The sequence below is a fragment of the uncultured Fretibacterium sp. genome (genome assembly GCF_938040765.1).
Taxonomy (GTDB): domain Bacteria; phylum Synergistota; class Synergistia; order Synergistales; family Aminobacteriaceae; genus CAJPSE01.
In genome coordinates this window covers 1-26,081 of record NZ_CALIAA010000267.1, presented here as the reverse complement: position 1 = coordinate 26,081, position 26,081 = coordinate 1, and the positions used below count along the sequence as shown (strand labels likewise).

Sequence of the window (26,081 nt, the reverse complement as noted above, 5' to 3'; positions counted from 1 at the left end):
GTCATGCTAACCGGCATCTCCAGATTCACGAAGACCGGCGTCTTCTCCGCCATGAACAACCTGCGGGACATCTCGGCGAGCGAGTCCTTCGGCGATATCGTCGGGTACACGCAGGCGGAGCTCGAGGGCGACTTCTCCGACTGGATCGATGCCGCGGCCCTGAAGATGGAGACGACGCGGGAAGGTCTGCTGAAGCGGATGAAGGACTACTACGACGGCTTCTGCTTCGACGGCACGACGCGGCTCTACAATCCCTTTTCCATCCTGAGCTTTCTGTCCGACCGCCGCTTCTCGAACTACTGGTACAGCTCCGGGTCGCCCGCCTTCATCGTGGAGTACATGAAGAGGCACGATATAAGGGACCCGGAGGCGTACCGGCACATGACCGTATCGGCCGGCTTCGCGGAAAGCCAGGAGATCGAGCGGGCACGGCCGGAGAGCTTTCTCTATCAGGCGGGGTACCTGACCATCGAGAAGTGGGTGGAGGACTCCATCACGCTCGACTACCCCAACCGCGAGGTGCTGGACTCCATCTCCCGCATGTACCTGGAACACGTCTACCACGTGGAGAGCTACAGCTCCATCGGCTCGGACCTCTGGCGGGCGTTGAGCGGCGGGGATGTCGCCGAGGCCGTCCGGCTCTACAATACGGCCCTGGCCTCGATCCCCTATCAGGATTTCATCAAGCGGGACGAATCCCTGTACCGCTCCCTGTTTTTGATGCTCCTCCGCGGGGCGGGGATTACGGCCCACGGGGAGGTTCCGACGAACCGGGGACGAAGCGACGTCCTGGTTCTCTTTCCCCACCGCGTCGTCGTGCTGGAGTTCAAGCTGGCGCTAAGCGAATCGGAGATCGACCGTCTGAGGCTCGAAGGGCAAAAGCAGATGGAGGAGAAGGGCTATACGAGGCCCTACGACACGGAGCGGCGCGCCGTGACCGCGGGGGTCGTCGTCATCGACGCGGAGAAGCGCCGGGCAGTGTAGCTCCATCCCCGGCCGGTGGCTTGGGGGCGGAGCCCCCGGGTCCTGCATATTTTTCAAGGAGGTAATCCATGCCGGCACAGAACCCCGGCGCCGCACGTCGGCTGGCCGCCTACGCCGCTCCCTACCGCTACCGCCTCGCGGGAGCGGTGTTTTTCATGCTCGCTTCCTCGGGGCTCAACATTCTTCCCCCCTGGCTCTTCAAGAGCGTGGTCGACGACGTCCTGATCTCCAAGAACCTGTTCGCCCTGAACCTGATCTGCGTCTCCGTCATCCTGATCTTCGTCCTCAAGGCCATGACGCTCTACGGGCGGGAGTACCTGATGAACGACGTCGGGCAGCGCGTCGTGATGGATATCCGGATCGTGCTCTACGACCACATGCAGCGCATGTCGCTGCGCACGCTGCACGCCTCCCGGGTCGGCGAGCTGATGAGCCGCATCACCGGCGACGTGGCGACGCTCCAGAACCTCGTCACCAACACCTTCGTCGAGCTGGTCTTCAACGCCGTCACCTTCGTCGGGATGTTCCTCTTCATCCTCTTCATCAACTGGCGGCTCACCCTGCTGATCATCGTCGTGCTGCCCGCGGTCGGGTGGCTTCTGGTCTTTGCGGGCCGCCGGCTCCGCAGGGCCGGGCACCGCGTGCAGGAGCGGCTGGCGGACCTGACCGCCGTCGCCGCCGAGGCGTTCTCGGCCATCCGCGTCGTGCGCGCCTTCGCGACCGAGGAGCAGGAGCTCGAACGGTTCCGGCGCGGCAACGTCGAGAACTTCGAGGCGCTGCTCCGCGCCGTGCGCATCCAGGCGTCGCTCTCCGGCGTGATCGAGGTGTTCCTGATCTGCGCGCTCGCCATCGTCTTCTGGTTCGGGGGCCGGAGCGTGATCGGCGGGTCGCTGTCGCCCGGCGAGCTGATCGCCTTCATCGGCTACATCGCCTTCATGGTCCAGCCCATCCGCACCGTGATGAGCCGCATGGGGTCCCTCCAGACCGGGCTTGCCGCGACGGAGCGCATCTTCGCGATGCTGAACACCCCCACGGAATCGACGGACCGCGCGCGGACCGACCCCGGGCGGCTCCGCGGCGAGGTGGTCTTCGAGGACGTCCGCTTCTCCTACACCGAGGGGCAGGAGATCCTGAAGGGCATCAGCCTCTCCGTCCGTCCGGGCGAGCGGGTCGCCATCGTCGGTCCGACCGGGTCGGGCAAGTCCACCCTGGTCGACCTCATCCCCCGCTTCTACGACCCCACTTCGGGCCGCGTGCTGATCGACGGATACGAGGCGGACACCCTGCTTCTGCCGCGGCTGCGGCGCCAGATCGGCATCGTCCCGCAGGAGTCGGTGCTGATGAAGGGCTCCATCGCCTTCAACATCGCCTACGGACTGCCGGCCCGCAATCCCGGCCGGCCCTCCGATCCCCAGTCCAGCCCTCTCGACGACCCCGAGCTCATGTCGGCGATCCGCAGGGCGGCGCATATCGCCGATATCGACGCGTTCATCGAAGGGCTGCCCGAGGGCTACGCCACGGAGGTCGGCGAGCGGGGCGTCACCCTCTCGGGGGGCCAGCGGCAGCGCATCGCCATCGCGCGCGCCGTCGTCCGCGATCCGCGCATTTTGATCCTGGACGAGGCCACCTCCTCGCTGGACCTGGCCGTGGAGCACCAGGTTCAGGAGGCGATGAACCGCGCCATGGCGGGGCGGACCTCCTTCGTCATCGCGCACCGGCTCTCGACCGTGAGAACGGCCGACCGCATCCTGGTGCTGGAGGGCGGCCGCATCGTCCAGGAGGGCACGCACGAGAGCCTGATCCGGGAGGACGGGCTCTACTCCCGGCTCCACCGCCTGCAGTTCGACGAGACCGGCAAGGAAGCCCTGCCATGACCCGTCTGGGCAGGGCGATCGTCCGCGGCTACATGCGCCACGTCCGGGGGGAGCGGTTCTCGCCGCTCTGGGCGCTCCTGACGCCCGCGTCCTGGCTGAACCGTATCGTCGTCGCGCTCTGGGACCTTCTGTACCGGCATGGGCTGAAGCGGACGGAGGAGCCGCCCCTGCCGGTCATCAGCGTGGGGAACCTCACCTACGGAGGCACGAACAAGACCCCGTTCGTCGATATGCTGGCCCGTGCCATGCGGGACCGCGGAGTGCGGGTCGGCATCGTCAGCCGCGGGTACGGCGGGGGACGGGCCCCGTCCGGGACGGTCCTGGTCGTCGAGGGAGGGAACGGGGACCGGAGCGCGGCGACTCGGCGGGCGACGAGCCCCTGCTCCTCTCCGAGCGGCTGCCCGACGTCCCCGTCGCCATCACGCCGATCCGCATCGACGGGGTCCGCGAGCTGCGCCGGCGCGGCGTCGGGCTCACGATCGCCGACGACGCCTTCCAGCACCGCCGATTGGGCCGGGACGCCGACGTGGTCCTGATCGACGCGACCTGCCCCTTCGGGAACGGGACCCTGATCCCCTCGGGGATCCTGCGGGAGCCCATATCCGCCCTCGGGAGGGCGCACCTCGTCGTCCTGACCAAGGTCGACCAGGCCGACCCGGGGGTCCTGGCCGAGCTTCGAGCGTCGGTGGAGCGCCATGTCCCCGCCGAGCGCATCCTCACCTCCAGGCTCCGGATCGACGGCTGGGCGGAATGGGACGGGGCGCTGTACCCCTGCGAGTCCCCGGCGCCCGCCACTCCCGTCCTGGCCTTCTCCGCGATCGGGAACCCGGAGAGCTTCGCCCGGTCCCTGAGGGACGAGGGGCTCCGGGTCGTCGGCGAGCGCCGATTCAAGGACCATCACCGCTACCGGAGCCACGATCTGGAGGAGCTTGCCGCCGAACGGGCCCGGTGCGGCGCGGAGTTCCTGACCTGCACCGAGAAGGACCTCTACAACCTCCCCGCCGACTGGCGTCCGCCGGTCTCGCTGCGGGTGCCCCGGGTGGCCGCGCTCCTGGACGAGCCGGACCGCTTCTTCTCCCTTCTGGCCGACATGCTGAGGCCGCGCCTCGTCGTGGCCTCGAACGGATATGGGGAGGACGCGATCGGCGTGCTGCTGGCGAAGCGGCTCCGCACGCGTTTCCCCGCCTCGGAGGTCCTGACCTTTCCCCTGGTGGGACGCGGGGACGCCTATCGGGCCGCAGACTTTCCCGTGTGCTCCGCGCCGTCCGTCACGCCGTCGGGCGGCGTGGTGAAGTACCGGCTCCGCGACCTGTGGGGAGACATGAGGGCCGGGCTGCTGCGCCACGTCCGGGACCAGCTCCGGGCCTGGGGCGCCCTGCGGGGCCTCGTGCGCACGCCGCTGTGCGTGGGGGACGTCTACCTGCTCCTCCACACCCTGTGGGGCTGCGGGGCCAGGCCGCTCTTCGTGGCCACCGCCAAGACCGTCCATCTGAGCGGACACTGGCGCCTGGAGCGCGCCCTGATCCGACGCCTCGTCCTCCGGGCCTGGACACGCGACCCCGAGAGCGCCGCGCAGCTCAGAGGGTCCGGGGCCGACGCGCTCTGTGCCGGCAGCCCCATCATGGACCTCCTCGGGGACAGGACGCCCTGCCCGGCTCCGCTGCCCCCCGGGCCGGGGGACGTCCCGACGGTCCTGCTGCTGCCGGGAAGCCGCCCTCGAGCCTATGAGGACGTCCGCCTCCTGCTGGAGGCCGCCGTCCTCCTGAACGCGGCGCGGCCCTGCGCTTTTCGGATGGTGCTGGCCCCGACCCTCTCGGCGTCCCGCCTGGTCGCTTCCTGCCCGGGCTGGGCGCCCGAGGGGACAAACGGGCCCGGCGAGGTTTCCGCCCTGAGGCGCGAGGCACTGTGCGTCGCCCTCACCTCCGAACCCGTGGCGACGGCGGCGGACGGCGCAACGCTTCTGCTCGGGCTGGGAGGGACGGCCAACCAGCTCTGTGCGGGGCTGGGCATCCCCGTGGTCTCGATCGACGAGAAGGGCAAGAGGGTTCAGAAGAAGCTGTTGGGGGGTGCGGAGATTCTGGTGAAGGCAACGCCGGAGGCGCTTGCGGACTGTGCGCTGCGGGTGCTCGGGGACCCGGAGCTGTTCGCGAGGATGAGCGCGGCGGGGCGACGGCGCATGGGCGCGCCCGGGGCTCTGGCCGATGTGGTGGAGTACGCCGCCTCCGCCCCGGGATGGGAGGTTCGGGAGGCGCTTTACGAGAGGCTGCGGGGGCGGGACGGAATGCCTGGGGAAAATCAGGCTAAGATTTCAGTCCCCCGCGCGTCGCGGAACGCTTCATAAAAGCTCACGCCCTCCGGAGACCCGTCCCGTCCAGGCCCTCTCCTTCGGTCCCTGCTGGAAGTCGCCTGTCAGGAGGTCGTCGAGGGAGTATTTTTTCCCGCGGAACGGAGCATGACGCCGTCCTCATGGACCGGCAGGGCCACGGACATATCGGCCTCCAGCCCCGCCCGCTCCGGAATGGCGGGAGACGGGGTCATCTCCGGCGCTCCTGCTCGAAGAGGTAGCCGGTGACGGTCAGCAGAAACGTCTCGGCGTCCGAGTCCGGAGCGTCCGGCTGCGTCCAGGAGATGCGGGCGGGCGTGCAGGAGCCGTCCGTGTAGAAATAAACGATCTCGGGGTCGAGGCGCCAGTCCTCGCCCTCGGGGGGGTAGGTCAGCCTGACGGGCGACCAGGCGAGCGTCTCCCGACCGGGGACGGCGGGGTCCTCCGCCTTGGTCAGCGCCTCGGCGGCGATCCGTCCGCGGCGCACGCTGCCGTGTCCGCCGGACTCGACCGGCTCAAGCTTCAGGCGGATGGACACCCCGGAGAGCGCGAGGTTCGAGGCCTCCTCGACCGTGCGCTGCAGCCGGACGGCCGGAGGCTCCCTGTAGCGGAAGATGCGCGGGACGACCATCCCGGCCAGCAGGCCGACGATCGCCAGCACGATCATGATCTCTATGAGCGTGAATGCCGATCGGCCGTTTTTGTTTTTTTGGGTTTTATCGAGGCGTCCCACGCGCGTCCTTCGTCCCCCCCCAAGCCATTCCATTTCTAAATCATTCGTAGACAATAAGCAGAGAGCCGGCGCAGTATGCGCCGTGCGAATCGCTTAGTTTCTTCATCAGGCGGCTGCCTGCAACGTCGAAGACGAAGCCACCAGGCTTCGCTTCGACGTAAGCGATCGACACAGCATCTGCGGCTTGCAGCCGCAGGAAGCTGGTCGCCTGCTTAAACGAAGTATACGAGTGATGTAGAATTGGAATTATTTCACGATCCCCGCCAGGTCAAACACCGGCGTCAGTATCGCCAGCACGATGAACCCCACCGAGAAGCCCAGGATCAGCACCATCGCCGGCTCCATCAGCGTCGATATCCGCTCCATCCTGGCCTGGGCGATCTCCCGGCACTGCTCCGACACGTTGGAGAGCGCCTCCGCAAGCTCGCCCCCCATCTCTCCCACCCGGATGACGACGACGACCTCCTCCGGGAACCCCTGCTTTTCCAGCGCGCGGTCGAAGCGGTGCCCCGCCTTGACCAGCTCCGCCGCGTCCAGCCAGCGCTGCGAGTGCGCGTCCATCGAGGACGTCATCCGAAGCGCCTGGACCAGCGGAATCCCCGAACGCAGCAGCGTGGACAGGTGCGACGTCACCAGGGCCAGGGTCAGCCGTTCGCGGACGCCCCGCATGAAGGGCAGGCTCGGCCTCTTTCCGCTGCGCTTCATCCAGAGCCAGAGCAGCAGCAGCGCCAAAGCCAGCCAGAGCCCGTAGGAGGTCAGAAAGGACGACATGGCTATCAGGATGCGGGTCGGCAGCGGCAGCGTCTGGTGCATGTCCTGGAACAGGGCGGCGATCTTCGGGACGACGTAGGTCAGCATGAAGCCGACGACCCCGACCCCGACCACCGCCATGACGAGGGGATAGGTCATGGCGCTCCGTATCTTGCGCCTCAGTCCGTCCTCCAGCTTGAACTGGCCGGCCGCCTGCTCCAGGACCGAGATCAGCGAGCCGCTCTGCTCGCCCGACTCCACGACGCGCCACAGGCTCTCCCGAAACGCGCCGCTCTCCGAGAGGGCCGCGTGAAACTTCCTGCCGCCCTCCACGGCCGAGAGCAGCGACGCGAACGCGGCGCTCATGTGCTTGTCGCGGGTCTGGCGCGCCATGATCTTCAGGGAGTCCGCCAGGGGCAGTCCCGACTTCAGATAGGACGCCAGGCTGCGGCAGAAGAAGATGTGCGCCTCAAGCGAGAGCGGCCGGACCGCCTGGGCCCGCTTGCGCTCCTCGGCCACGGCCACGTCCACCACCACGACGCCGCGCTCCGTCAGGCGCTCCACCGCCTGGACCGAGGACGACGCCTCGATCGTGCCCTTCGTCTGCTTCCCCTTCGCGTCGTATCCCGAATAGCTGAAATAAGGCATGTCTCCCCCGTCGGCCCTCCGGGCTAATCCTCGCCGGCCACGCGGACCAGCTCATCGGGAGAGGTCTTGCCCTGGGCGACGGCCGACAGGCCGATCTCCCACAGGGTGCGGAACCCGTTCCCGCGCGCCACCTCCCGCAGTTTCGAGGCCGAGGCACCGTTCACGAAGGCCTCCTGCACGGCCTCGTCCACGACGAACTGTTCATAGAGGCCGATCCGGCCCCGATAGCCCGTGCCGTGGCACTCCGGGCACCCCGTGGGAGCCCAGGCCCGTTCCAGGCCCTGTCGGGCCATCAGCGCGGGCGGCTCCACCTCGTGCCGGCAGTGCGGACACAGGCGGCGCGCCAGGCGCTGGGCCACCGTCCCGATCATGCAGCTCGCGGCGAGGTAGGGCTCTATGCCCATGTCCACCAGACGGACGATCGCCCCGATGGAGTCGTTCGTGTGGAGCGTCGAGAGCACCAGGTGCCCGGTCAGGGACGCCTGCACGCCGATGTGCGCCGTCTCGAAGTCGCGCATCTCCCCGATCATGACGATGTCCGGGTCCTGACGCAGGATGGAGCGCAGCGCCGAGGCGAAGGTCACGCCCGCCTTCTCGTTCACCTGGATCTGAGCCACGCCGGGCAGCGCGTACTCCACCGGGTCCTCCACCGTGATGATGTTGACCTCCGGGCGCGCCAGCGCCTGAAGGATGGCGTAGAGGCTCGTCGATTTTCCCGAGCCCGTGGGGCCCGTGAAGAGGATCATCCCGTGGGGCCGCCGGATCAGGCCCTCCAGGACGGCGCGCTCGTTCTCCTCCATCCCCAGGTCCTCGAGGGTCAGCAGGCCGTGCCCCTTGTCCAGAAGGCGCATGGCCATGCGCTCGCCGTGCTGGGTGGGGACGAGCCCCACGCGGATGTCCACGGCGCGGTCGCCCAGGGTGATGCCGATGCGGCCGTCCTGGGGCGCCATGTGCTCCGCGATGTCCATCTTGGCCATGACCTTGATGCGGCTCGTCAGGGGCGCCTGGTGCGTCCGAGGCAGGCGAAGCCGGTCCTGGAGGACCCCGTCGACCCGGAAGCGGACCAGGACCTCGTCCTCGTAGGGCTCCACATGGATGTCCGTGGCGCGCTGCCTGAGCGCGTCGACGAAGAGACCGTTCACCAGGCGGATGACCGGCACGTCCACCGAGTCGCTCAGCACGTCCTCGCGGCTCAGATCGTCGATGTCGTCGATCCCCTCCATCTTCTTCGCGGCCTCGTCCGCCGCAACGCTGCGCAGGTCGTAGAGCGTGTGGAGCAGGTCCGAGACCTCCTTCTCGGTCCGCAGCTCCAGGTCCACCGGGAACCCCAGCGCCACCCCGAGCATCTGGGCCCGCGGCCACGCCGCGAGCTCCGACGCGCCGACGATCAGCACCCCGTCCTCGACCCGAAGCGGGACGATCCGCCCGGAGCGCAGCACGTCGAGCCCCATGCCCTCCGGCAGGAGCTCCGAAACCGCGGAGGCCTCCGGCAGCGGGGGAAGGGTTCCGTCGGCGGCCGGGGCCGCCTCGGCGGGAGGAAGGGGCCGGACCTCCTCCCTCAGCGCCTCCGGCTCCTTCAGGGTCTCCGGTGCGGACATCTCAGCGCCTCTTGAGGCTGTCCCGGTAGAGGTCGCGGAACCGGCGGTCGACCTCCGTCTCCACGGGGCTCAGTTCGATGTCCCGATCGGTGCTGACGGGCTCGGAGAGCGTCAGGTCCGCCGACGAGGGGACGCCCGAGGCCTGAAGGGTCGCCTGCCGCATCTGGTGGGCGTCCGAGATGATCTGCGGCGTCAGGAAGATGATGAAGTCGATCTTCTCCTTCTCCTTCGAGACTTTCTGGAACAGGCTGCCGATCAGCGGGATATAGGAGAGCCCGGGGACGCGGCGCCGCAGGGACTTCTCCGTCTCCTTGACGATGCCGCCCAGGATGATGGTCTCCCCGTCGCCCACGATCACCGAGGTCTTGACCTCGCGCTTCGCCGTCACGGGAGTCACCGAGCCCGTGGCGGTCAGGACGTCCTCCGTCGTCTGCTTGATGTCGAGCGCCACGACGTTGCCGCTGCGGATGTGGGGCGTCACCGTCAGGGTCAGGCCCGTGTCCTTGTAGTCGAAGTTCTGCTGGAGCGCGCCGGGGTTCGAGAGGTCCGACGTGGAGCCCTTCAGCACCGGGATGACCTGCCCCACCTGGAACGCGCTCTCCCGGTTGTCCGTGCACATCAGGCGCGGCACGGAGAGGACGTTCACCGCGTCGTACTTCTTCAGCATATCAATCGTGGCGTAGACCAGCGCCAGCGGCTTGTAGTTCGTGACGGAGTAGGTGGACCCGTTGCGCTCGATCAGCTCCTGCTTCTTGGAGAGCTCCGAGAACCAGCCCATGAACTGGGAGGGGATGGAGCCCTCGCCCAGCTGGCCCATGCCGCCCAGCATGACGTTGTCCCAGATCTGGCCGCCGACGATGGACCAGTCGATCCCCGCGCGGTTCAGGTTCGTCACGTTGACCTCCGCGATGAACCCGCGGATCAGCACCTGCTTGGCCTGGACGTCGATCTCCGCCAGCACCTTCTTCAGGGCGTCGTACTGCCTCTGGGTCGCCGCGAAGATCAGGCTGTTGGTCGTCAGGTCGGGCACGACCGTCGGGGGGTACTTGCCCTCCTGGTTCGGCTGGAGCATCGCCGAGGCGGCCAAGACCTTGCCCAGCTGTTCGGCCGCCGCCTCCGCATCGATGTTCTGCAGCTTGTAGACGTGGAAGTCGCCCGCCTTGGAGTCCACGTCCAGCTCCTTGACGATCGTCGCGGCCTGGGAGATGGCCCCTCGGTCCCCGACGACGACGACCTTCCGGCTCATGGGGTCCGCCACCGCGGAGAGCCCCTGGAGCGGGCCGCCCGTCTGGGCGATGGCGTTGAGCTGCGCGGCCACCGTCGCCGCGTCCCCGAACTTCAGGGAGAAGGTCCGGCTCAACCGCGCGCTGGAGGGGGTGTCCAGCTTGCGCAGGAGGTCCACGCCCTTCTTGACGTCCGTCGCCCGGCCCTGCAGCATCACGTCGCGCCCGTTGCCCACGGGCAGGACCACGACGGTCTGGGCGAAGGCCTGCTGGAGCGCCTGGACGACCGAATCCACGGTCACGTAGTCCAGCGGGACGACGTAGGTCACCGTCTCCTCTCCGTACTCGGGGCCGCCCTTGCCGCGCCCCACGCCGGTCGAGGGGCTGACCCCGCCCTGCCGCATGACGGAGTAGCCGTCGCCCATCTTCTGCAGCGAGAAGCCGTATACCTGAAGGATGGACAGCATGATCTGCCGCGCCTCGCTCAATGAGGAGGGACGGGGCGAGATGATGGTGATCTTGGCCGAGGTGCCCGGGGGCACGATGATGCTCTCCTGGAGCAGCTCCGACATGAACCGGACGAACTTCACCAGCTCCATGTCCTTGAAGTTGAACTGCACCAGCCCGGCCTTGCGCATGGCCTGGGCCGCGGCGACCAGGTCCTTCTCCTCCGCGTCCGAGAGCTGCGCCGCACCCGGGGCGCCGTCCTCCTGGGCCGCCAGGGCCAGGGCGGGACGGAAGCCCGTCAGCAGGGACACCGTCAGCAGCGCCAACAGAAATTTACCGTGAATTTTACCGTGAAGCTCTTTCAAAAGAATCGTTCCCCCTTGCCGGAATCCGAAGCCTCCGTCCCCGCGCTCGCCGGTCCTCGGGTCGGCCCTTCCACAAAAACGGCAGGCTGCATCCTCCATACTGCATCTTCATCGTCCCTGCTGCGGCAGGTACAGGACCATCGAGGGCCCCCGCAGAGTCACCCGAAGCCTCCTGAAGGGCAGTTCCATGTCGCCCACGACGGGCACGGAATCGAGCTCCGTCTCCCAGGAGACCCCGTCCTTCTCGCCCTTGTCCGGCATGTCCTCCTTCGTGCGGAACTCGAGCCAGATCCTCCGGGCCGCCACGGCGAGCTCCCGCTCCAGACGGACCTCCGCCAGGGAGCGCAGCGACAGCCCGATCAGCCGAAATCCTGCCGCGATCACGAGTCCCGCAATCGCCACGGCGACCAGCACCTCCATCAGCGTGAAAGCGCGGCGCGAAGCCAAGGGATGCGCCCCGCCTCAGTGCACGACGTACCGCAGCGCGGTCGGCTTCCCGTCCCGCGTCACCTCGACGTCGAAGCGCTCGCTGTTCATCAGGGAGTTGATGGAGTTCGCGATATCCCCCATGTTGGTGAAGGGGATGCCGTTGACGGACTTGATCACGTCGCCCTTCCGCACGCCCAGCTGGCTCAGGATGCTGTCCTCCTGAATCCACTGGATCTCGAGCCCCGCCTCCCCGTCCATCGGCCTCAGGCGGATCTTCTTGAGCTCGTCGAACGGGTTCTGCACCAGATCGTTGACGAGCCCGCTGGGCACCTGCCCCTCCTGCTCCCCGGGCTTGGCCGCCACGACGCTGCCCACCGGGACGTTGACCGGAGCGGCGTCCGAGGCGGGCGCGGCCGACGCGGGGGGAAGCCCCGGCTCTCCGTAGATGAGCTGCTTGACGACGCGCTCCTCCCCCTTGACGAAGACCGCCTCGCGGTAGGTCACCCACTTGAGGGTGTAGACGTCGAAGCTCGTGCCGACGAGCACCAGCCTCAGCTTTCCCTTGTCCTCCAGCCACGCCCCGGCCCGGGGAAGCGTGCCGCGCAGCACGGCGGTCGCCAGCGACCCCGTGACCACGACGTCGGCGCTCCTCGCGGCCGGCTCGGGCGCCGTGACCATCGGCGAGATGCGGAACGGGTTCGCCGCAAGGAAGCCGTCCATCCGCTTCATCTGCCTCGCCGTCTCCTCGGAGGCTTGGGACGCGGTGTCCGGAGCGGGCCCCTTCGCCCCGCCGGATCGGTCCAGGCCGATGCCGATGCAAACCGACGCCAGCCAGCCCAGGGCCAGGCCCAGAAGCAGGGGCAGGACCCACAGCCACAGGGCATAGAGCCTTCCCCCCTCCGGCCCCGTCCGCCCGGTAGCCGCAGGAGCACCGCGGCGTCCGCTCCGGCGCAGGCGCGCCCACGCGCCGCCAAGACCGCCCCTGAGTCCGTTCAACAGATTCGCGCTCACGAGGCCGACCCTCCCTCGGGCCGGGAGCGGCGCAGGAACCACCGGCCGTCCCCCTCCTTCTCCAGGGGCAGGAAGTTGCGAAGCGTCTCCATGTTCTCCTCGAAGGCCTCGGGTACGAGAAGCTCCGCCTCGGCCCGGCCGATCTTCATCCTCCCCAGGTCGAGCGTCAGAAAGCCGCGAATCCGAAAGTCCCCGTCCGTCCGGAGCTCCTCGAAGGACACCTCCGTCGGGGACGCCGTGAGGAGGAACCTCCCGTCCCCGAAGGCCATCGGCTGTCCCATCGTCAGGCTTCCCCTCGAGAAGGCGACCTCGCAGACGGGGGCCAGGAGCGCCAGGGAGGCCAGGAGATCGGGCCGCAGGGTCATGGAGGCGCAGGAAAAGCGCGTGAATCCGCTGAGGGTGACGTCCCGGACGGAGAAGCCTCCCCGCACATCCTCGACGCCCGAGTAGGTCAGGGTCATCCCCTGGCGCTCCATGCGGGACGCCGCCAAGGCCATGGCGAACGAGCCGACCTCGCGCCACGGCATGAAGGCCCACAGGGCCGCCAGAAAGCCCGCCAAAAGGATCAGCGCCCTGAGCGCCCGCTTCAGGAGCCTCATCGGTCGGGCTCCCGCCGCGCGGACGGTCCCTCGGCGCCCAGGGGCCCGATGATCGCGGAGACCGTGAACAGGCGCTCCTGACCGGCCGGAAGCGCCCGGATCTCCGAGGAGAGGAAATGGACGCCGCGCGCGGACAGCTCCCGCACCAGCTCCGTCAGCTCCTCCGCATAGAGCCGGTTCACCTCGATCGACTGGTTCCTGCCGTCGGGCGCGATCCGGTTCACCCGGCTGCCCAGCGACATGCGCTCGGAGACCTGGGTGAAGACGGTCGGCACGTCGACGGCCTCCGTCCCCGACCCCGCTGCGGGCGCCAGAGCCCGATACTCCTCGGCCAGGGCCACGAGGGTCCGGTAGCGCCCCTCCTGAACGGCGAGGCTCGAGGCCGACGCGGCCGTCCAATCCGCCGTCCACGAGACGGCCACCCACACGGCCAGCGCCAGAAGGACGAAGGCCACAAGCCGAACCGACCCGGCGACCTCGCCCCGGACGACCGAACGGGCGGCGCCGAGCCCCACATCGAAATTCCACGTCTTGAACGTCATGCTTCCACCGCCGCTGCCATCTCGTCCATCCTATCCTTCACCATCGCGCCCTCACCATCGCACCCTGAGGTCGAAGCGATACCCCAGGCCGGGGACGCTTTGCGTATTGTCCAGCTGCGACAGGGCCGCCCGGCCCTCCCAGGCCTTGCGGAAGGTCAGCACGGTGCTCATGTCCGGGGCCGAACCGGTGCAGTCCAGGCCCTCCGCATTATAGCGCAGCACGTCGAGGGTCACGTCCATGCTGGGGTTCTCCGAGAAGACGGACCCGAGCTCCGCCAGGGCGTCCTCCAGGCTCCGTCCCTCCGCGTCGTTTCCCCGCAGCTCGGCGATGCGGTCGCGCGCCAGCGTGACGGGGTTCGCGATCCGTCCCGTCCGTTCGGCGTCGAACGCCTCCCGATACAGGGCCTCCGAGCGCAGGCGCGCCGCCTCGGCGCCGCCCCGGGCCTGATGCCACTTCAGAACGCCCCCCGTCAGCACCAGCATGCCCAGAAGAAGGGCCCACCCGGCCACGCGGGTCAGGAGACGAACGGACCGCTCGAGCCCCACCGCCCCCTCCAGGGCCGTTCGGGACAGGTTCACCGTCCCGATCCACGGATAGCGGGCCAGGCTCTCCCGGACGATCCCGCCCAGGGCCTCCAGGCTCCCCGGATCCGTCGCGTCCAGGGCGAAGGAAGCGCCCCTCTCCAGCTCCTGGGCCCGGCAATAGCGGTCATACCAGGCAAACTCGGACTCCGCGCTTCCCGCGGACCGGGAACGCCAGCGGCAGAGCACGGGGCGCCCTTCGCTCCACAGCAGGGAACAGAGGTTCTCCTCGTCCGCCCAGAGGGTCACGCCCGTGCCGCCGACCTGCGAGACGAGGGGCAGGGGCGCGGGCCAGACGAGCGCCGAAAGGCCGTCGGGCGGCTCCGGGAAATCGAGTTCCGCGGCCGAGGCATACCAGACCACCCCGCTGCTGCTGCGGGGCGTCCGCTCCAGCACCGTCGGAAAGAGCTCCATACCGCCCGCCGGGGCGCAGGACAAAAAGGGCAGGGTCTGAAGCCGCAGCGCCTCCCGGACCCGCATCACGCTTCCAAACGGAAACGAGAAGGGCGAGACGGAGAGCGAGCGCATCGGGACGAGGACCGCGGCCCGCCGGACGCGGCGGGACGGGGGCGCGGCGGAGACGCGCCGCAGCGCACCCCCCGCCACGCGATGGAGGTCGATGTTCTCGAGATCGGAGGTCCCTTTCAGAATCACGTTCATAACTCCTCCCAACGGACGATTCTTTCGTCCGACCTGTCGAAGACGATGTCGAAGGCCGTCCCTCCCGCGGACTCCTCCAGGAACTCTATATGGAGCGAGAAATAGCGGCTCTTGCAGCCCGCGACGTTGGTCAGCATCGTGGAGACCTTCGGGGAGAGGCCCGGGATCTTCTGCAGATCGTTCAGGCTCCTGATGATGTTCCGCCTCCGGTACTCCGTCACCCGGTCCGCCAGCGAGGCGTCCAGTCCGGGCAGGAGCTCCAGGACCCGTTGCGGCGCGACGTTCAGGTTGACCTTGCCCCCGCTCCAGACCGTGCAGAAGTCGGCCAGCCCCGGACGCCCGGGGACGCCGTCGAGGAGCTCGGGGGTCACCTCCTCCAACAGCAGGAACTCCGAGATGTCGAGCGGCGAGCGGTTGATGAAGCTCCCGCGCTCCGCGCCGCCGACCCGGGCCTTGTCGTTCGCGTCCATGAAGTCCAGAGTCAGGACGGCCAGCTCCCGGCGTCCCATCCGCTGCCAGAGGTCCTCCCAGGGACGCTTCATCTCGCCCCGGACGGTGTTCTTGTCCGGCAGGAAGAGGCTGCGGACAGGGATCTTGTCGTCGAGCGGCAGCACCCGAACCGCCCAGAGCCCCATGTCGTCCGCGGGCAGGATGAACGGCTTGTACCACTCCTGAAGCGGGCTGTCCGCATCGGTCTCCCCGGACAGCTTGGAGACCGCACCGATCACGGAGGCCGTGAGCACCTGCGCCATGCTGCGGTTCGTCAGCGCGACGCGCTCCCTGAGGGCGCTGCGGACCTGGAGACGGACGAACCATGCAAAGGCCGAAGCGCACGAGATGAGCAGGACCCCCAGCATCAGGACCGAGATCAGCACGAACCCCCGCCGCCGCGCTCCGACGAGCCCAGAACCCTGCCAGGGGCTCCGCCCCTGAACCCCGCCCAGGGAGCGAGCTCCCTGGGAACCCTTCATACCGTTCCCGCAGGGGGGCAATGTCCCCCTGCAGGAACGGTCAATGGGGGCGCCGGGGGACTTGTTCCCCGGCCGGGGGAGGTGGGGGGCAGCGCCCCCCGACAGGGCTTCAGAGCAAAGCCTCGAAGCCCTACGGGTACACGAAAACATGTTCGAGCCGCTCCTCATCCTTGTCCTTGCCCCTGGCGATGGTCACGACCAGCCCCGCGGGAAGCTCTCCCTCGTACTCTTCCTTCCGCTCCGATTCGACGACCGCCTCCACACCGAAGGCCGTCACGCCGGGCAGGACCAGCTGCCCCGTCTCGCCCCGCAGCTTCGCGGCGTCGATCTTGGCGATGTCCTCCCCCGGCAGCAGCCAGCGGTACAGGCCGGGCGGGGTATCCCCGCGCATCGGACCGCCGCGGTCGATCCTGTAGACCAGGCAGCCCGCCGGGAGGTTCTGCTTTGCCGGCGCGGTGCTCGCCACGAGAAGCGCGTCGTCCTCCGCGCCCCCCAGGGCACGGTGATCCTCCACCTTCACCGCAATGGGCGCCAGCCGCAGGGCGGCCGCGGCGTCCTTTCCGATGAAGGCGAGCGTGCGCTCGAGCGCCCCGGCGTCGGAGTAGTCGGCCTGGGTCTCGACGACGCGCCGGACCGTGAACACCACCGGGGCCAGGGCCAGCGTCGTCACCATCCCGGCCAGCAGAACGACGACGAGGATCTCTATGAGCGTGAAGCCCCTCCGCCCCAAAATTTTCAACCCCCGCTAGCGGGAGACGGGCTCCTCGTCCGACAGGGCCGGGGTCCCCGTGGCCCCGGATTCGGGGGACGCCTCGGGCTCCTCCGGCGAGGCGACGTGCATGCCGCCCGAGCTCTGGACGGGAACCATCACCACCGCATCCACGGTTCTGCCCTGGCTGTCCTGCACCCCTTTCTGCGTCTCCAGGCGATAGGTCCCAGGCTTGAGGTAGCTGACCAGCTCCTTCAGGGTCTCGACCTGCTGGAATCGCTGCGCCCATTGCAGCAGGGCGCTCAGGTCCTCGGTGTGGGGCTCCCTCAGGAAGTGCTGCCACAACAGGCTGAATCCTTGGACCATCGTCTGGACGTCGTTCGTCTGCTCCCCCACCTGAAAGTAATGGTAGCCCAGGTTCTTCAATGCCTCCTCACGAACCATCGGGTGCCGTGCCGCCCGCTCCAGCAGGCCGCGCTGCACCGTCGCGGACCGGGTGGAGAGCGCCTGACGCAGCAGAAGGTTCCCCTCGATGCCGCTCCCCAGGTAGATCAGCCCTACCAGGGACGCCGCCACGAAGGATACGCCGAGCAGCTTCGTGAAGCCGCTGGAGAAGGACGCCCTCCAGCCCAGACGCCCCTTCAGGACCTCCCGGTTGGTGACGGCGAAGGCCAACGCCAGCCACAGGGTGTTCTCGATCCGGTGGAACGGCCGCGTCCAGAGCGCGTTGAACAGGATCAGGGCCACGAGCGCACAGCCCCAGATGACCTCCGGGGAGAGAAGATCCCTGCGGAACACCTTGCCGAAGAAGGTGAAGAACCACAGCCCGAACATCAGGAGGAGCACGGCGCCCCCTGCGACGCCCGCCTCGCAGAACCACTGCAGGAACTCGTTGTGGGCCCAGTGCGTGTACTGCCAATTGTAGTCGTGGGTCTTGAACGCCTCGCGCTGAGCTTCGAGGTAGTGCCACTTGAACTGCCCCACCCCGACGCCCTGGGGATGCTGTTTGAACATCGTCCAGGAGGTCGTCCAGATCCCGCGTCGCCCCCCGACCGTCCCGGCGTCCTGCACCATGTCCACCGTCTTGGCCACCAGCTCGGCGGCGCGCTCCCGGTTCATGAGCATCGCCCCCCCGAGGACCGCGGCGAAGAGCAGGATCACCGCCCCCAGGCGCCTGGCGTAATCCCTGCCGAAGTGGACCAGGACGACCAGCCCCAGAACGGACAGCCCCACCAACAGGGAGAGGATCCCCGACCGGCTGGTGCTGTTCCAGAGCCCCCAGATGTTCACCGCCATCAGCAGGAGGTTGAGGGCGGTCACGGCGGGATGCCGCCGTTTTCCGTCCGGCGTCGACGCGTAGGCGATGTAGAGGTAGACCGAGCTCATGACGCAAATCGCCATCCACAGCCCGAACATGTTCTGCTGGGCGGTATTGCCGATGTAGTTGTAGGGCGTCGGCAGGATCAGGGAGCCGAGGCCGGACAGGCCGCCGAGGACCGGGATGTCCCTCAGGAAAGCCAGGTCGTTGAGGTTCCGGATCTGGAGCTCGGCGAACAGGACGTTGAGCGCCGCATTGATGTTGGCCAGCCAGAGGAGCGGCCGTATCGCCCGGTTGGGGAAGGAGGCCATCGAGAGGACGTAGAAGGCCCAGACCGCCGCAAAGCAGACCAGCTCGTGCACGAGCGTCGTGAAGGAGGAGATGCGGACCCATACGGGCTGCGCGACGCAGTAGAGCAGGAGCACAGCCCAGAGCGCGCCGAAGAGGTCGACCTCGAAGCGGATCCGGTCCCGCCCGTACAGGACCAGCCGCGCCCCCGCGACGAGGAGCGCGATGGCGATGGGCACGCCCGTGACCGTCCACTTCATGATGTGCAGGGTATCGTAAAAGGACACGCCGGAGTAGACCAGGTTCGGGAGCGCCAGAGCGGCGAACCACAGGGGGATCAGCAGCGCCGGGGGCACGAGGGGCACGGGCGCGTTCAACGCAGCGCCGGCAGTTCTTCCGGAGACCGGATTGGAACGGGGTGTCACCAAACGGAACACAACCTTTCGACCGTCCTGGTCAAGGATTCGAAAAACAAAAAGCAAAAGACTTCTGCCCGCAGATCCTTTTTTCATGTTAAGGACAAACGGACAAAAGCGCCATAGGCCAACCTGACTTAAACGTCCTCAGAATTTTATCGTATTTCAGCCTCTAGCGCCACGCGGTTTTGCGCGGACATGCCTCGGCTTTGGGGTTGGGGAGCGGAACATCGGGAGGCATCGAATGGGGAAGGGGCCGACCTTCGAAGCGTGCCGATCGCTCGTCCTTTTACCGGCTCTGTGAATGGAATGGGCTCTGCTCTATCTTCTTACCTTCTATATGCAGGTCCTCCGCCCGGAAGGCGGAGTACCCTTCGTAGCGATAGCTGTGATCGATGCTCCGCATCCAGAGCGCGCGGTCGTCGATATTGTCCGTCAGCGCCCTCTTCAGCAGATGCTTGATCTCTATGTCCCTGACAGGGCTGCGCTCCATCGCCAGCAGGTAGTCCTCCTTGTCGACCCTGCTCCAATCGACGACTACGCCCAGCTCTTTCCTGAGAATCAGGTCCAGCCAGATGCGCATACTTCTGCCGTTGCCCTCCCTGAAAGGATGCGCGACGTTCATCTCGACGTACTTCTCGACGATCTCGTCGAAGGTGGACTGAGGCATCCTGTCGATGGTCCGCAGCGCAGCCTCGAGATACATCGACGGCACAAAGCGGAAATTGCCCTTTGCGATGTTGACCCGACGCATTCTGCCCGCAAAATCGTAGACTTCATCGAACAGGCGGCGATGAATCTCCGCGAGCGCGGCATAGGTTCCCGCCTCCAACGAGTCCAGGCAGCCGCTCTCGAACAGCTCGACGGCCTTTTTCTTGCTGAGCCTCTCCTCCTCCCTCGCGAGCTCGGAGGAGTCCGTTATTCCCAATTTGTTCTCCAATACCACGATGTCCGTCCCCCTCCCCGCCATAGATACCACGAGACGGCACATGAAACCCCGCGCAGTTCAGTATAACAAATTCAGGGTGGGGCCCGGCAGAACAGGATGGGCGACGCCTTGCGGCGGGACGCGCGGAAGTCGGGCCGACTCCGTCCGCCGGTTGTTATAATGAGGCCAAGCGACGGTGTTTCCCCGCGCTTCTTCGGCGGGGACCAAGGAGGGGATGCGTCTCATGGAGATCAGGAACGCCACGCCGGACGACCTGAAGGCGGTCGCGGCCGTCGAGGCCGAATGCTTTCCGCAGGGGGAAGCGGCGACGGAGGAGGCTCTTCGGGAAAGGCTTTTGGTCTATCCCGATCACTTCTGGCTCTTGTTCGACGGGGACCGGCTGGTCGGCTTCGTGAACGGGATGGTCAGCGACGAGCCCGACCTGCGCGACGGGATGTACGCGGACGCCTCCCTGCACGACGAGGGCGGAAGGTGGCAGATGATCTTCGGGGTGAACACGATCCCCGAGTACCGCAGGCGGGGATGCGCCGAGCGGGTCCTGAGGAGGGTCGTCTCGGACGCCGAACGCCAGGGCCGGGAGGGGCTGGTCCTGACCTGCAAGGAGCCCCTGCTGCACTATTACGCGAAATTTGGTTTTGAGAACGAGGGGATCTCGAGCTCGGAGCACGGCGGGGCGATCTGGTATCAAATGCGCCTGAGGTTCGCCCGGCCCGGAGCGCAGCGGGCCCCCGGAAAACCGCCGTACCCCGCCCCGCATGGATGGGACGAATCAAGAAGGTCCTGACCTCCGGCGACCCTTCGGTCCGTTATCCCCCGTTATCCCGGCCCCAGTTCCTCCCGAAACGCCTCCGCCGCGGCGACGGCCCGGGCGTAAAAAGCGGCGGCGCGCTCGCGCTTGTTTCGAATCCGCTCCGTAAGGGGGGGGAAGATCCCCAGATTCGTGTTCATCGGCTGGAAATGCCTCGGGTCGGCCCCACGCAGATAGCGCAGCAGCGAGCCCACGGCCGTCTCCGCGGGCCACTCCGGCATGGAAAGCCCCTTCAGGAGCCGGGCGGCGTTCACCCCCGCAACCAGGCCCATCGCCGTGCTCTCCATATAGCCCTCCACGCCGGTTATCTGCCCCGCCAGGAACAGGTCCCCGCGCCCCAGGGGCAGGGGGCGCAGGTGCGCATCCAGCACCGCAGGGGCGTTGACCGAGGTGTTGCGGTGCATCACGCCGAATCGGACGAACTCCGCGCGCTCCAGGCCGGGGATCATCGAGAACACGCGCCGCTGCTCGCTCCACTTGAGCCCCGTCTGGAACCCCACGAGGTTGAAGAGCGTCCCCGCGGCGTCGTCCTGCCGCAGCTGCACGACGGCCCAGGCCCGGCCGCCGCGCCCCGGGCGGGGGTCCTCCAGCCCCACCGGACGGAGGGGGCCGAAGCGCAGGGTGTCCGTGCCCCGCTCCGCCAGCGCCTCGACGGGGATGCAGCCCTCGAAGTACATCCCCCGCTCGAAGTCGTGGGGCAGCGCGCGCTCCGCGTGGACCAGCGCGTCGTGGAAGGCCAGGTACTCCTCCCGCGTCATGGGGCAGTTGATGTAGTCGTCCCCGCGCCCGTAGCGCCCGGCGACGTAGGCCTTCTCCATATCGACGGACTCGCGCGTCACGATGGGGGCCACCGCGTCGAAGAACGCCACGTATTCGTGCCCCAGCGCCTCGCGCAGGGCGCCGGCCAGCGGCTCCGCCGTCAGGGGCCCGGTGGCGAGGATCGCGGGCCCGGCGGGGATCGTGCGCACCTCCTCCCTCGCGGACGAGGGCGATGTTGGGATGCCCCAGGATGCGCTCCGTGACGAGGCCGGAGAAGCGCTCCCGATCCACCGCCAGAGCCCCGCCCGCCGGGACGCGGGAGGCGTGCGCGCACTCCAGAACGAGGGATCGGAAGAGCGCGAGCTCCGCCTTCAGGATGCCCGCGGCGGCCGTCTCCCCCTCCGCGCCGAAGGAGTTGCTGCACACCACCTCCGCGAGCCGGTCGGTCGTGTGGGCGGGGGACATGACGAGGGGCCGCATCTCGAACAGGCGGACCGGGACGCCCCGCTCCGCCAGCTGCCAGGCGGCCTCGCAGCCCGCCAGCCCTCCTCCGACGACGCTGCAGAGGGGCGCGCGGCGGACACCGGCGAGCCGTTCGGACCGCTCGGGGGCCTGATCAATCATCGGACGGGGCCTGATCCTGTTCCTTATAACCGCACGCCTGACAGAAGCGCGTCTTGCCGCGCTTGAAAAGCTCCGCGCCGCACTCCGGGCACTTCTCGCCCGTGGGCGGGTTCCAGGAGATGTAATCGCAGTCCGGGTAGCGGGAACAGCTGTAGAAGGTCTTGCCCTTCTTACTGCGGCGCTTCACGATCTCCCCGCCGTTTTCCTCCCCGCACTTGGGGCACTTCACGCCGATGGTGGACAGAATGGCACGCGTGTAGCGGCACTCCGGGTATCCGGTGCAGGCGATGAACTCGCCGAAGCGGCCGCGCTTCTTCACCAGCGCCCTGCCGCACTCGGGGCAGTCCTCGCCGATCGGCTCGGGCTCCGGCAGGGGCACCCTGTCGGCCCCGCGCGCCTCCTCCACCGTCCTGGAGAACTCGGTCCAGAACTCGCGCACCACATCCAGCCAGCGGCGCTTGGCCTCCTCGACCTCGTCCAGCTCCTTCTCCATCTGCGCGGTGAACCCGGCGTCGACGATGGAGGAGAGGTCCTCGCGGTCGAAGTACCGCTTGAGAAACTCGTCCACCGTCATGCCGAGCGACGTGGGGAAAAGCCGCTTCTCCTCGTTCTTCTCCACGTAGCCGCGTCCGAAGAGCGTGTCGACGATCGTCGCGTAGGTGGAGGGACGGCCCACCCCGTCCTCCTCCAGCGTCTTGATCAGGGTGGCCTCGGAGTAGCGGGCGGGCGGGCGGGTGAACTTCTGCTCCTTCTCCGCGCTCACGAAGTCGAGGGACTCGCCCTCCTCCGCCCTGTCCATGCGGTTCCCCTTGAGGTCGAGCGGCCAGACGGCGCTCCAGCCCTCGAAGATCAGGCTCTCGCCCAGCTGCCGCATCCCCGCGCGCCCGGCGTCCGCCAGGAGCGTGGAGTTGGCCACGACCGCGCTCTCCATCTGGCAGGCGACGAAGCGGCGCCAGATCATGTCGTAGAGCCGAAGCTGATCGGGCGTCAGGATGTCCCCGAGGGAATCGGGGGTGAGGGAGACGTCCGTGGGGCGCACGGCCTCGTGCGCGTCCTGGCTGCGGCCCGGCGCGGCGTAGGCGCGGGGAGCCCTGGGCAGGTACGGGGCGTCGTAGTTCCCGGCGATATAGGCGCGGCACGCCTCGACCGCCTCCTCCGAGAGGCGCAGGCTGTCGGTGCGCATGTAGGTGATCATGCCGACGTGCCCGCGCCCGGGCAGGTTCAGCCCCTCGTAGAGCTCCTGGGCGACGCGCATGGTGCGCTTCGGGGCCATGCTCAGACGCCGGGCCGCCTCCTGCTGGAGCGTGCTGGTGCGAAAGGGGGGCGGCGGGTTGCGCTTGCCCTCACGCAGGCGAAACTCCGAGACGCGGATGGGATGCCCCTCGACCTCGCTCAGGATGGCGTCGGCCGTGGCCCGGTCCTTGATCAGGAGCGGCATCCCGTTCTTCCACAGGGACTTTCCCTCCCACCGGTCCACCTTCATCTCGTAGGAACGGCCTCCCGAGGCCGCGGCCCTGACCGTCACGGACCAGTACTCCTCGGGGACGAAGCGCGCGATCTCCCGCTCCCGCTCGCAGATCAGGTCGAGCGCGACGGACTGCACGCGGCCCGCGGAGAGCCCGTAGCGGATCTTGTTCCAGAGCAGGGGGCTGAGCGTGTAGCCCACCAGACGGTCCAGGATGCGCCGCGCCTGCTGGGCGTCCACCTTGTTCAGGTCCACGACGTCCGGGTTCTGCACGGCGCTGCGCACGGCGTTCGCCGTGATCTCGTAGAAGCGGACGCGGCATTTCTCCGAGAGGTCCAGGCCCAGCAGCTCGGCCAGGTGCCACGCGATGGCCTCGCCCTCGCGGTCGGGGTCGGAGGCCAGAAGGACGTTCGACGCGGACCGGGCCATCGCCGTGAGCTCGTTCTTGATCGCGGCCTTGCCCTTGACCAGGATGTACTCCGGGGCGAAGTCGTGCTCGATATCGATGGCCATGCGGCTGCGCGGCAGGTCGCGGATGTGTCCGACGCTCGACCGGACGACGTACTTGCTGCCCAGGATCCCCATGAGCGTCTTGGCCTTGGACGGGGACTCCACGATGACGAGGGTCTTTCCCGAGGCCCCTGAGGCCCCCGACGTCCCCTTGGACGCGGACGCCCTCGTGCGCGTCCGCCTGGCGGGCGCCGCGGCCCTCGTTTTTCCGGTCCCCTCTCCGGTCTTCGCGGACGTCCCGGTTTTTCGTGCGGGGGCCTCGGTCTTTTTTGCGGAGACAGCAGCTTTTTTTGTCGGGGTCTTGGCCTTTTTCGCAGGGGCCTCGGCTTTTTTTTCAGGGGCCTCGGCTTCTATGGAGGCTTTGGCCGCCGCCCTTCTGGTTCCCGTTCCGGAGGCCCCGGTCCCCCGCCTGGCCGGGGCCTTCTTCTGGCCGGGCTCGGCCGCCTCGGCCTCGGGCGGAACGGAGCGTTTTGCGGCGCACATCGTCAGCAGACCCAGGCGCCCGAGGGGGGCAGGGAGACGGGGACGACGAAGGGGATCTTGAACTTCGGGTCCAGGACGACGGCGTCGAAGAGCGATTCGAAGGTCGATACGTCGATGGCGGTCCCGCTCATGACCCCCAGGACCAGGGCCTGCTGAATGGCCCGTTCCGTCACCTCGGGGGGCACGGACTGCGAGTCCATGAGGCATGAGGCCATCGACCGCGCCTCCTGCGAGAGGTAGCGGCATTCCATATGATGAAAGACCCTCCTGACGCTGACCTTTCCGTTTTCTGCGGCCCGTGGGCGGCAGGGGGTGTTTCCCGTGAGCTTGGTGAGCTTTTCGAGTGTTTTGTCCAAGGTCTTCTCCTTGCAAACGACGCTTGCGTCGCGGACTTCGGGATGCCACGGGAGGCGGCTGCCTCCGGCGGCGCGGCCCGACTGGCGTACAGCGGCCCGACGCGTCCCATAGAGGTATTTATACCATATTTGGACCCCAACGGGCCAGCTTCGCCCCCTTTTCCGCACGAAAACGCCGAGGATGCGGAGCGGCAGCGACCGCGGCGGATTCATGTCATGACGGCGCCGGAACTGTCAGAGTTTGTTGAAACGGAAAAAATTTCTTTGCTTGAAAGCATCAGGGTAACGAGTTAGAATCACGTTTTGTTTGTCGAGACAAATTTTTATGTCTCAACAGCGAAGGAGTTCCAATCTTATAAGGAGGGACATGGTTTTGAGAGGGAAGTGGAAGAAGTTGGGTTTGCTGGCGCTGACGGGCGCGCTGGCGGTCGGGACCGCCTGGGCCGCGGCAAACATTCTGGAGGTCCCTGCGGGGACGACGAACGGCGCCGATTTTGCCCTGACGCCCACGGACGACGGCGGCGCCTTCAACGCCATCCGAGGAGGAGGACGTTTCGAGGGGGCCGTCAAGGGCGAGTCCGGCAAGGCGCGGGTGCTCCAGCTCACGGGTACGGGCAGCAGCCCTCTGACCGTAGCCCCCAGGGCCCAAAAGTCGATCGACGGCGACACGGGGAACAAAACCTTCCAGATCCTCGTGAGCTCCGACGCCGGCAGGAAGGTTGTCGTCAGAGGGTCGAACGGGGACAACCCCTCGGAGGAGGAGTACAGGACCCATTACAGCGGGGGGACGTTGATCCGCGGCGGCGTGCTGAGCGCAGCCAACAACGCCCTTGGGCAGAGGTGGGTCGGCATTCTGAGCGCACCGTACTCGACGAACGCCCCCACCCTCGCAACCGACGGCCCCTTCTCCTTGACCCTGGGTTCCGCAGGAGCCGCAGCACAGCCCCTGCTGCTGTTCGTCGAAAGCGAGGACGCGGGGCACGACCGCCTCACGTACGGCATCATCGACACCCCCGACCAGCAGCAGCTGATCCTTCGACATGGCTTGGGACAAAGGCAGGTCAAGCTGCCCAGGGCCATGGCCATGGGGGACGAGTTGGCGAAGATCGAGGCGTTCGACAACGACTTCGATGGTTCCCCGTCGGGCAAGGGATTTGTCCGACTGGTCAAGACGGGCAAGGGGACCCTGACGATAGATTCCGACGTGCGGACGCCCAACCTCGCGAACGCCGGGGACAAGGGCCTCGAGGCCAGGGCCCTGGACGGAGCGCACCATTTGGGCGGCACGGACGTGCGGGAGGGCAGCCTGATCGTCCGAGGCGGGGAGTTCAAGGTCCCCGGCGACCACTTCCGCGGCTCCCTGGGCAGGGTCTGGACGTCCTTCCAGGGCAGCGGGTCCCTGGCGGACACCGAGCCCTTCAGCCGGGGACGTCTTAGGGAGAAGGCGCTTCACGCGGAGAGCAATTACGTGTTCTATTACTTCTATAACCCCCTCTGGATCAGGAAGGGCGCCAGCGTCGCCGTGGACCGCAGCCAAATATTCAGCCAGCTGAACGCCGAGGCCGGCTCCACGTTCGAGGCGAAGCCCTACGCCGTGGGCGGGCAGCTCCATTACCCCTACGTCGTGGTGACCTTGGACGGGAACGACTCACACGTG

At 67.7% G+C, this 26,081-nt stretch carries 21 protein-coding genes and 2 pseudogenes; 6 read left to right on the top strand and 17 right to left on the bottom strand.

What is annotated here, in order from left to right:
- The 4 genes and pseudogenes from Q0176_RS09525 to lpxK form a co-directional block, all read left to right on the top strand.
- Positions 1-984 (top strand): AAA family ATPase (locus tag Q0176_RS09525; RefSeq protein WP_299302098.1); only part of this gene is annotated, 984 nt, incomplete at its 5' end.
- Between the two features lie 68 nt (positions 985-1,052).
- Positions 1,053-2,858 (top strand): ABC transporter ATP-binding protein, encoded by a 1,806-nt coding sequence (locus tag Q0176_RS09520; RefSeq protein ID WP_299302095.1) that lies wholly within the window; start codon positions 1,053-1,055, stop codon positions 2,856-2,858.
- A pseudogene (locus Q0176_RS09515) lies at positions 2,855-3,103 on the top strand (tetraacyldisaccharide 4'-kinase); the annotation flags it as partial. The gene Q0176_RS09520 and the pseudogene Q0176_RS09515, both read left to right, overlap by 4 nt.
- Before the next feature lie 134 nt (positions 3,104-3,237).
- Entirely contained in the window at positions 3,238-5,199 is a 1,962-nt protein-coding gene (gene lpxK / locus Q0176_RS09510; RefSeq protein ID WP_366797410.1) for a tetraacyldisaccharide 4'-kinase, read from the top strand.
- A 68-nt stretch (positions 5,200-5,267) separates the two neighbouring features.
- Here lpxK and Q0176_RS09505 read toward each other — a convergent pair whose 3' ends face one another.
- The 14 genes from Q0176_RS09505 to fic form a co-directional block, all read right to left on the bottom strand.
- Positions 5,268-5,396, bottom strand: coding sequence for a hypothetical protein (locus Q0176_RS09505; RefSeq protein WP_299302090.1), 129 nt, complete (start codon positions 5,394-5,396; stop codon positions 5,268-5,270).
- Positions 5,393-5,947 carry a prepilin-type N-terminal cleavage/methylation domain-containing protein gene (locus Q0176_RS09500; protein WP_299302087.1) on the bottom strand — a complete coding sequence of 185 codons (555 nt, stop codon included), beginning with the start codon at positions 5,945-5,947 and terminating at the stop codon, positions 5,393-5,395. Before Q0176_RS09500 ends, Q0176_RS09505 begins: the two co-directional genes overlap by 4 nt.
- A 213-nt stretch (positions 5,948-6,160) precedes the next feature.
- The gene (locus tag Q0176_RS09495; RefSeq protein ID WP_299302085.1) at positions 6,161-7,312 is read right to left on the bottom strand and encodes a type II secretion system F family protein; all 1,152 of its coding nucleotides are present in this window, start codon (positions 7,310-7,312) and stop codon (positions 6,161-6,163) included.
- Between the two features lie 23 nt (positions 7,313-7,335).
- A complete protein-coding gene (locus Q0176_RS09490; RefSeq protein WP_299302082.1) occupies positions 7,336-8,910 on the bottom strand; it encodes an ATPase, T2SS/T4P/T4SS family in 1,575 nt (524 codons plus the stop codon).
- A gap of 1 nt (position 8,911) precedes the next feature.
- Entirely contained in the window at positions 8,912-10,945 is a 2,034-nt protein-coding gene (gene gspD / locus Q0176_RS09485; protein WP_299302079.1) for a type II secretion system secretin GspD, read from the bottom strand.
- Between the two features lie 108 nt (positions 10,946-11,053).
- Positions 11,054-11,392 (bottom strand): type II secretion system protein, encoded by a 339-nt coding sequence (locus Q0176_RS09480; RefSeq protein ID WP_299302076.1) that lies wholly within the window; start codon positions 11,390-11,392, stop codon positions 11,054-11,056.
- Between the two features lie 15 nt (positions 11,393-11,407).
- A complete protein-coding gene (gene gspC, locus Q0176_RS09475; protein ID WP_299302073.1) occupies positions 11,408-12,385 on the bottom strand; it encodes a type II secretion system protein GspC in 978 nt (325 codons plus the stop codon).
- A complete protein-coding gene (locus Q0176_RS09470) occupies positions 12,382-12,984 on the bottom strand; it encodes a hypothetical protein (protein ID WP_299302070.1) in 603 nt (200 codons plus the stop codon). The genes gspC and Q0176_RS09470 overlap by 4 nt, the downstream gene beginning before the upstream one ends.
- Positions 12,981-13,526, bottom strand: a complete 546-nt coding sequence (locus tag Q0176_RS09465) for a hypothetical protein (RefSeq protein WP_299302067.1) — start codon at positions 13,524-13,526, stop codon at positions 12,981-12,983. The genes Q0176_RS09470 and Q0176_RS09465 overlap by 4 nt, the downstream gene beginning before the upstream one ends.
- A 51-nt stretch (positions 13,527-13,577) precedes the next feature.
- Entirely contained in the window at positions 13,578-14,762 is a 1,185-nt protein-coding gene (gene gspL / locus Q0176_RS09460) for a type II secretion system protein GspL (protein ID WP_299302064.1), read from the bottom strand.
- 2 nt (positions 14,763-14,764) lie between these two features.
- Positions 14,765-15,739 carry a helix-hairpin-helix domain-containing protein gene (locus Q0176_RS09455; RefSeq protein WP_299302061.1) on the bottom strand — a complete coding sequence of 325 codons (975 nt, stop codon included), beginning with the start codon at positions 15,737-15,739 and terminating at the stop codon, positions 14,765-14,767.
- A 130-nt stretch (positions 15,740-15,869) separates the two neighbouring features.
- Positions 15,870-16,469 carry a type II secretion system protein gene (locus tag Q0176_RS09450; protein ID WP_299302058.1) on the bottom strand — a complete coding sequence of 200 codons (600 nt, stop codon included), beginning with the start codon at positions 16,467-16,469 and terminating at the stop codon, positions 15,870-15,872.
- A 15-nt stretch (positions 16,470-16,484) separates the two neighbouring features.
- Positions 16,485-18,491 (bottom strand): O-antigen ligase family protein, encoded by a 2,007-nt coding sequence (locus Q0176_RS09445; protein ID WP_299302055.1) that lies wholly within the window; start codon positions 18,489-18,491, stop codon positions 16,485-16,487.
- 268 nt (positions 18,492-18,759) lie between these two features.
- Entirely contained in the window at positions 18,760-19,416 is a 657-nt protein-coding gene (fic, locus tag Q0176_RS09440) for a protein adenylyltransferase Fic (protein WP_299302052.1), read from the bottom strand.
- Between the two features lie 226 nt (positions 19,417-19,642).
- Between fic and Q0176_RS09435 the strand changes: the two genes are divergently transcribed.
- Complete coding sequence (locus Q0176_RS09435) at positions 19,643-20,203, top strand: GNAT family N-acetyltransferase (RefSeq protein ID WP_299302050.1); 561 nt, start codon at positions 19,643-19,645, stop codon at positions 20,201-20,203.
- 32 nt (positions 20,204-20,235) lie between these two features.
- Here the strand turns inward: Q0176_RS09435 and trmFO are convergent.
- The 3 genes and pseudogenes from trmFO to Q0176_RS09420 all read right to left on the bottom strand — a co-directional run bounded on the left by trmFO (position 20,236) and on the right by Q0176_RS09420 (position 24,319).
- Positions 20,236-21,610: pseudogene (trmFO, locus tag Q0176_RS09430) on the bottom strand (methylenetetrahydrofolate--tRNA-(uracil(54)-C(5))-methyltransferase (FADH(2)-oxidizing) TrmFO).
- The gene (gene topA / locus Q0176_RS09425; RefSeq protein ID WP_299302047.1) at positions 21,603-24,068 is read right to left on the bottom strand and encodes a type I DNA topoisomerase; all 2,466 of its coding nucleotides are present in this window, start codon (positions 24,066-24,068) and stop codon (positions 21,603-21,605) included. Before topA ends, trmFO begins: the two are co-directional and overlap by 8 nt.
- Before the next feature lie 2 nt (positions 24,069-24,070).
- A complete protein-coding gene (locus tag Q0176_RS09420; protein WP_299302044.1) occupies positions 24,071-24,319 on the bottom strand; it encodes a hypothetical protein in 249 nt (82 codons plus the stop codon).
- A 478-nt stretch (positions 24,320-24,797) separates the two neighbouring features.
- Between Q0176_RS09420 and Q0176_RS09415 the strand changes: the two genes are divergently transcribed.
- On the top strand, positions 24,798-26,081 hold a 1,284-nt coding region (locus tag Q0176_RS09415), incomplete at its 3' end, for a hypothetical protein (RefSeq protein ID WP_299302042.1).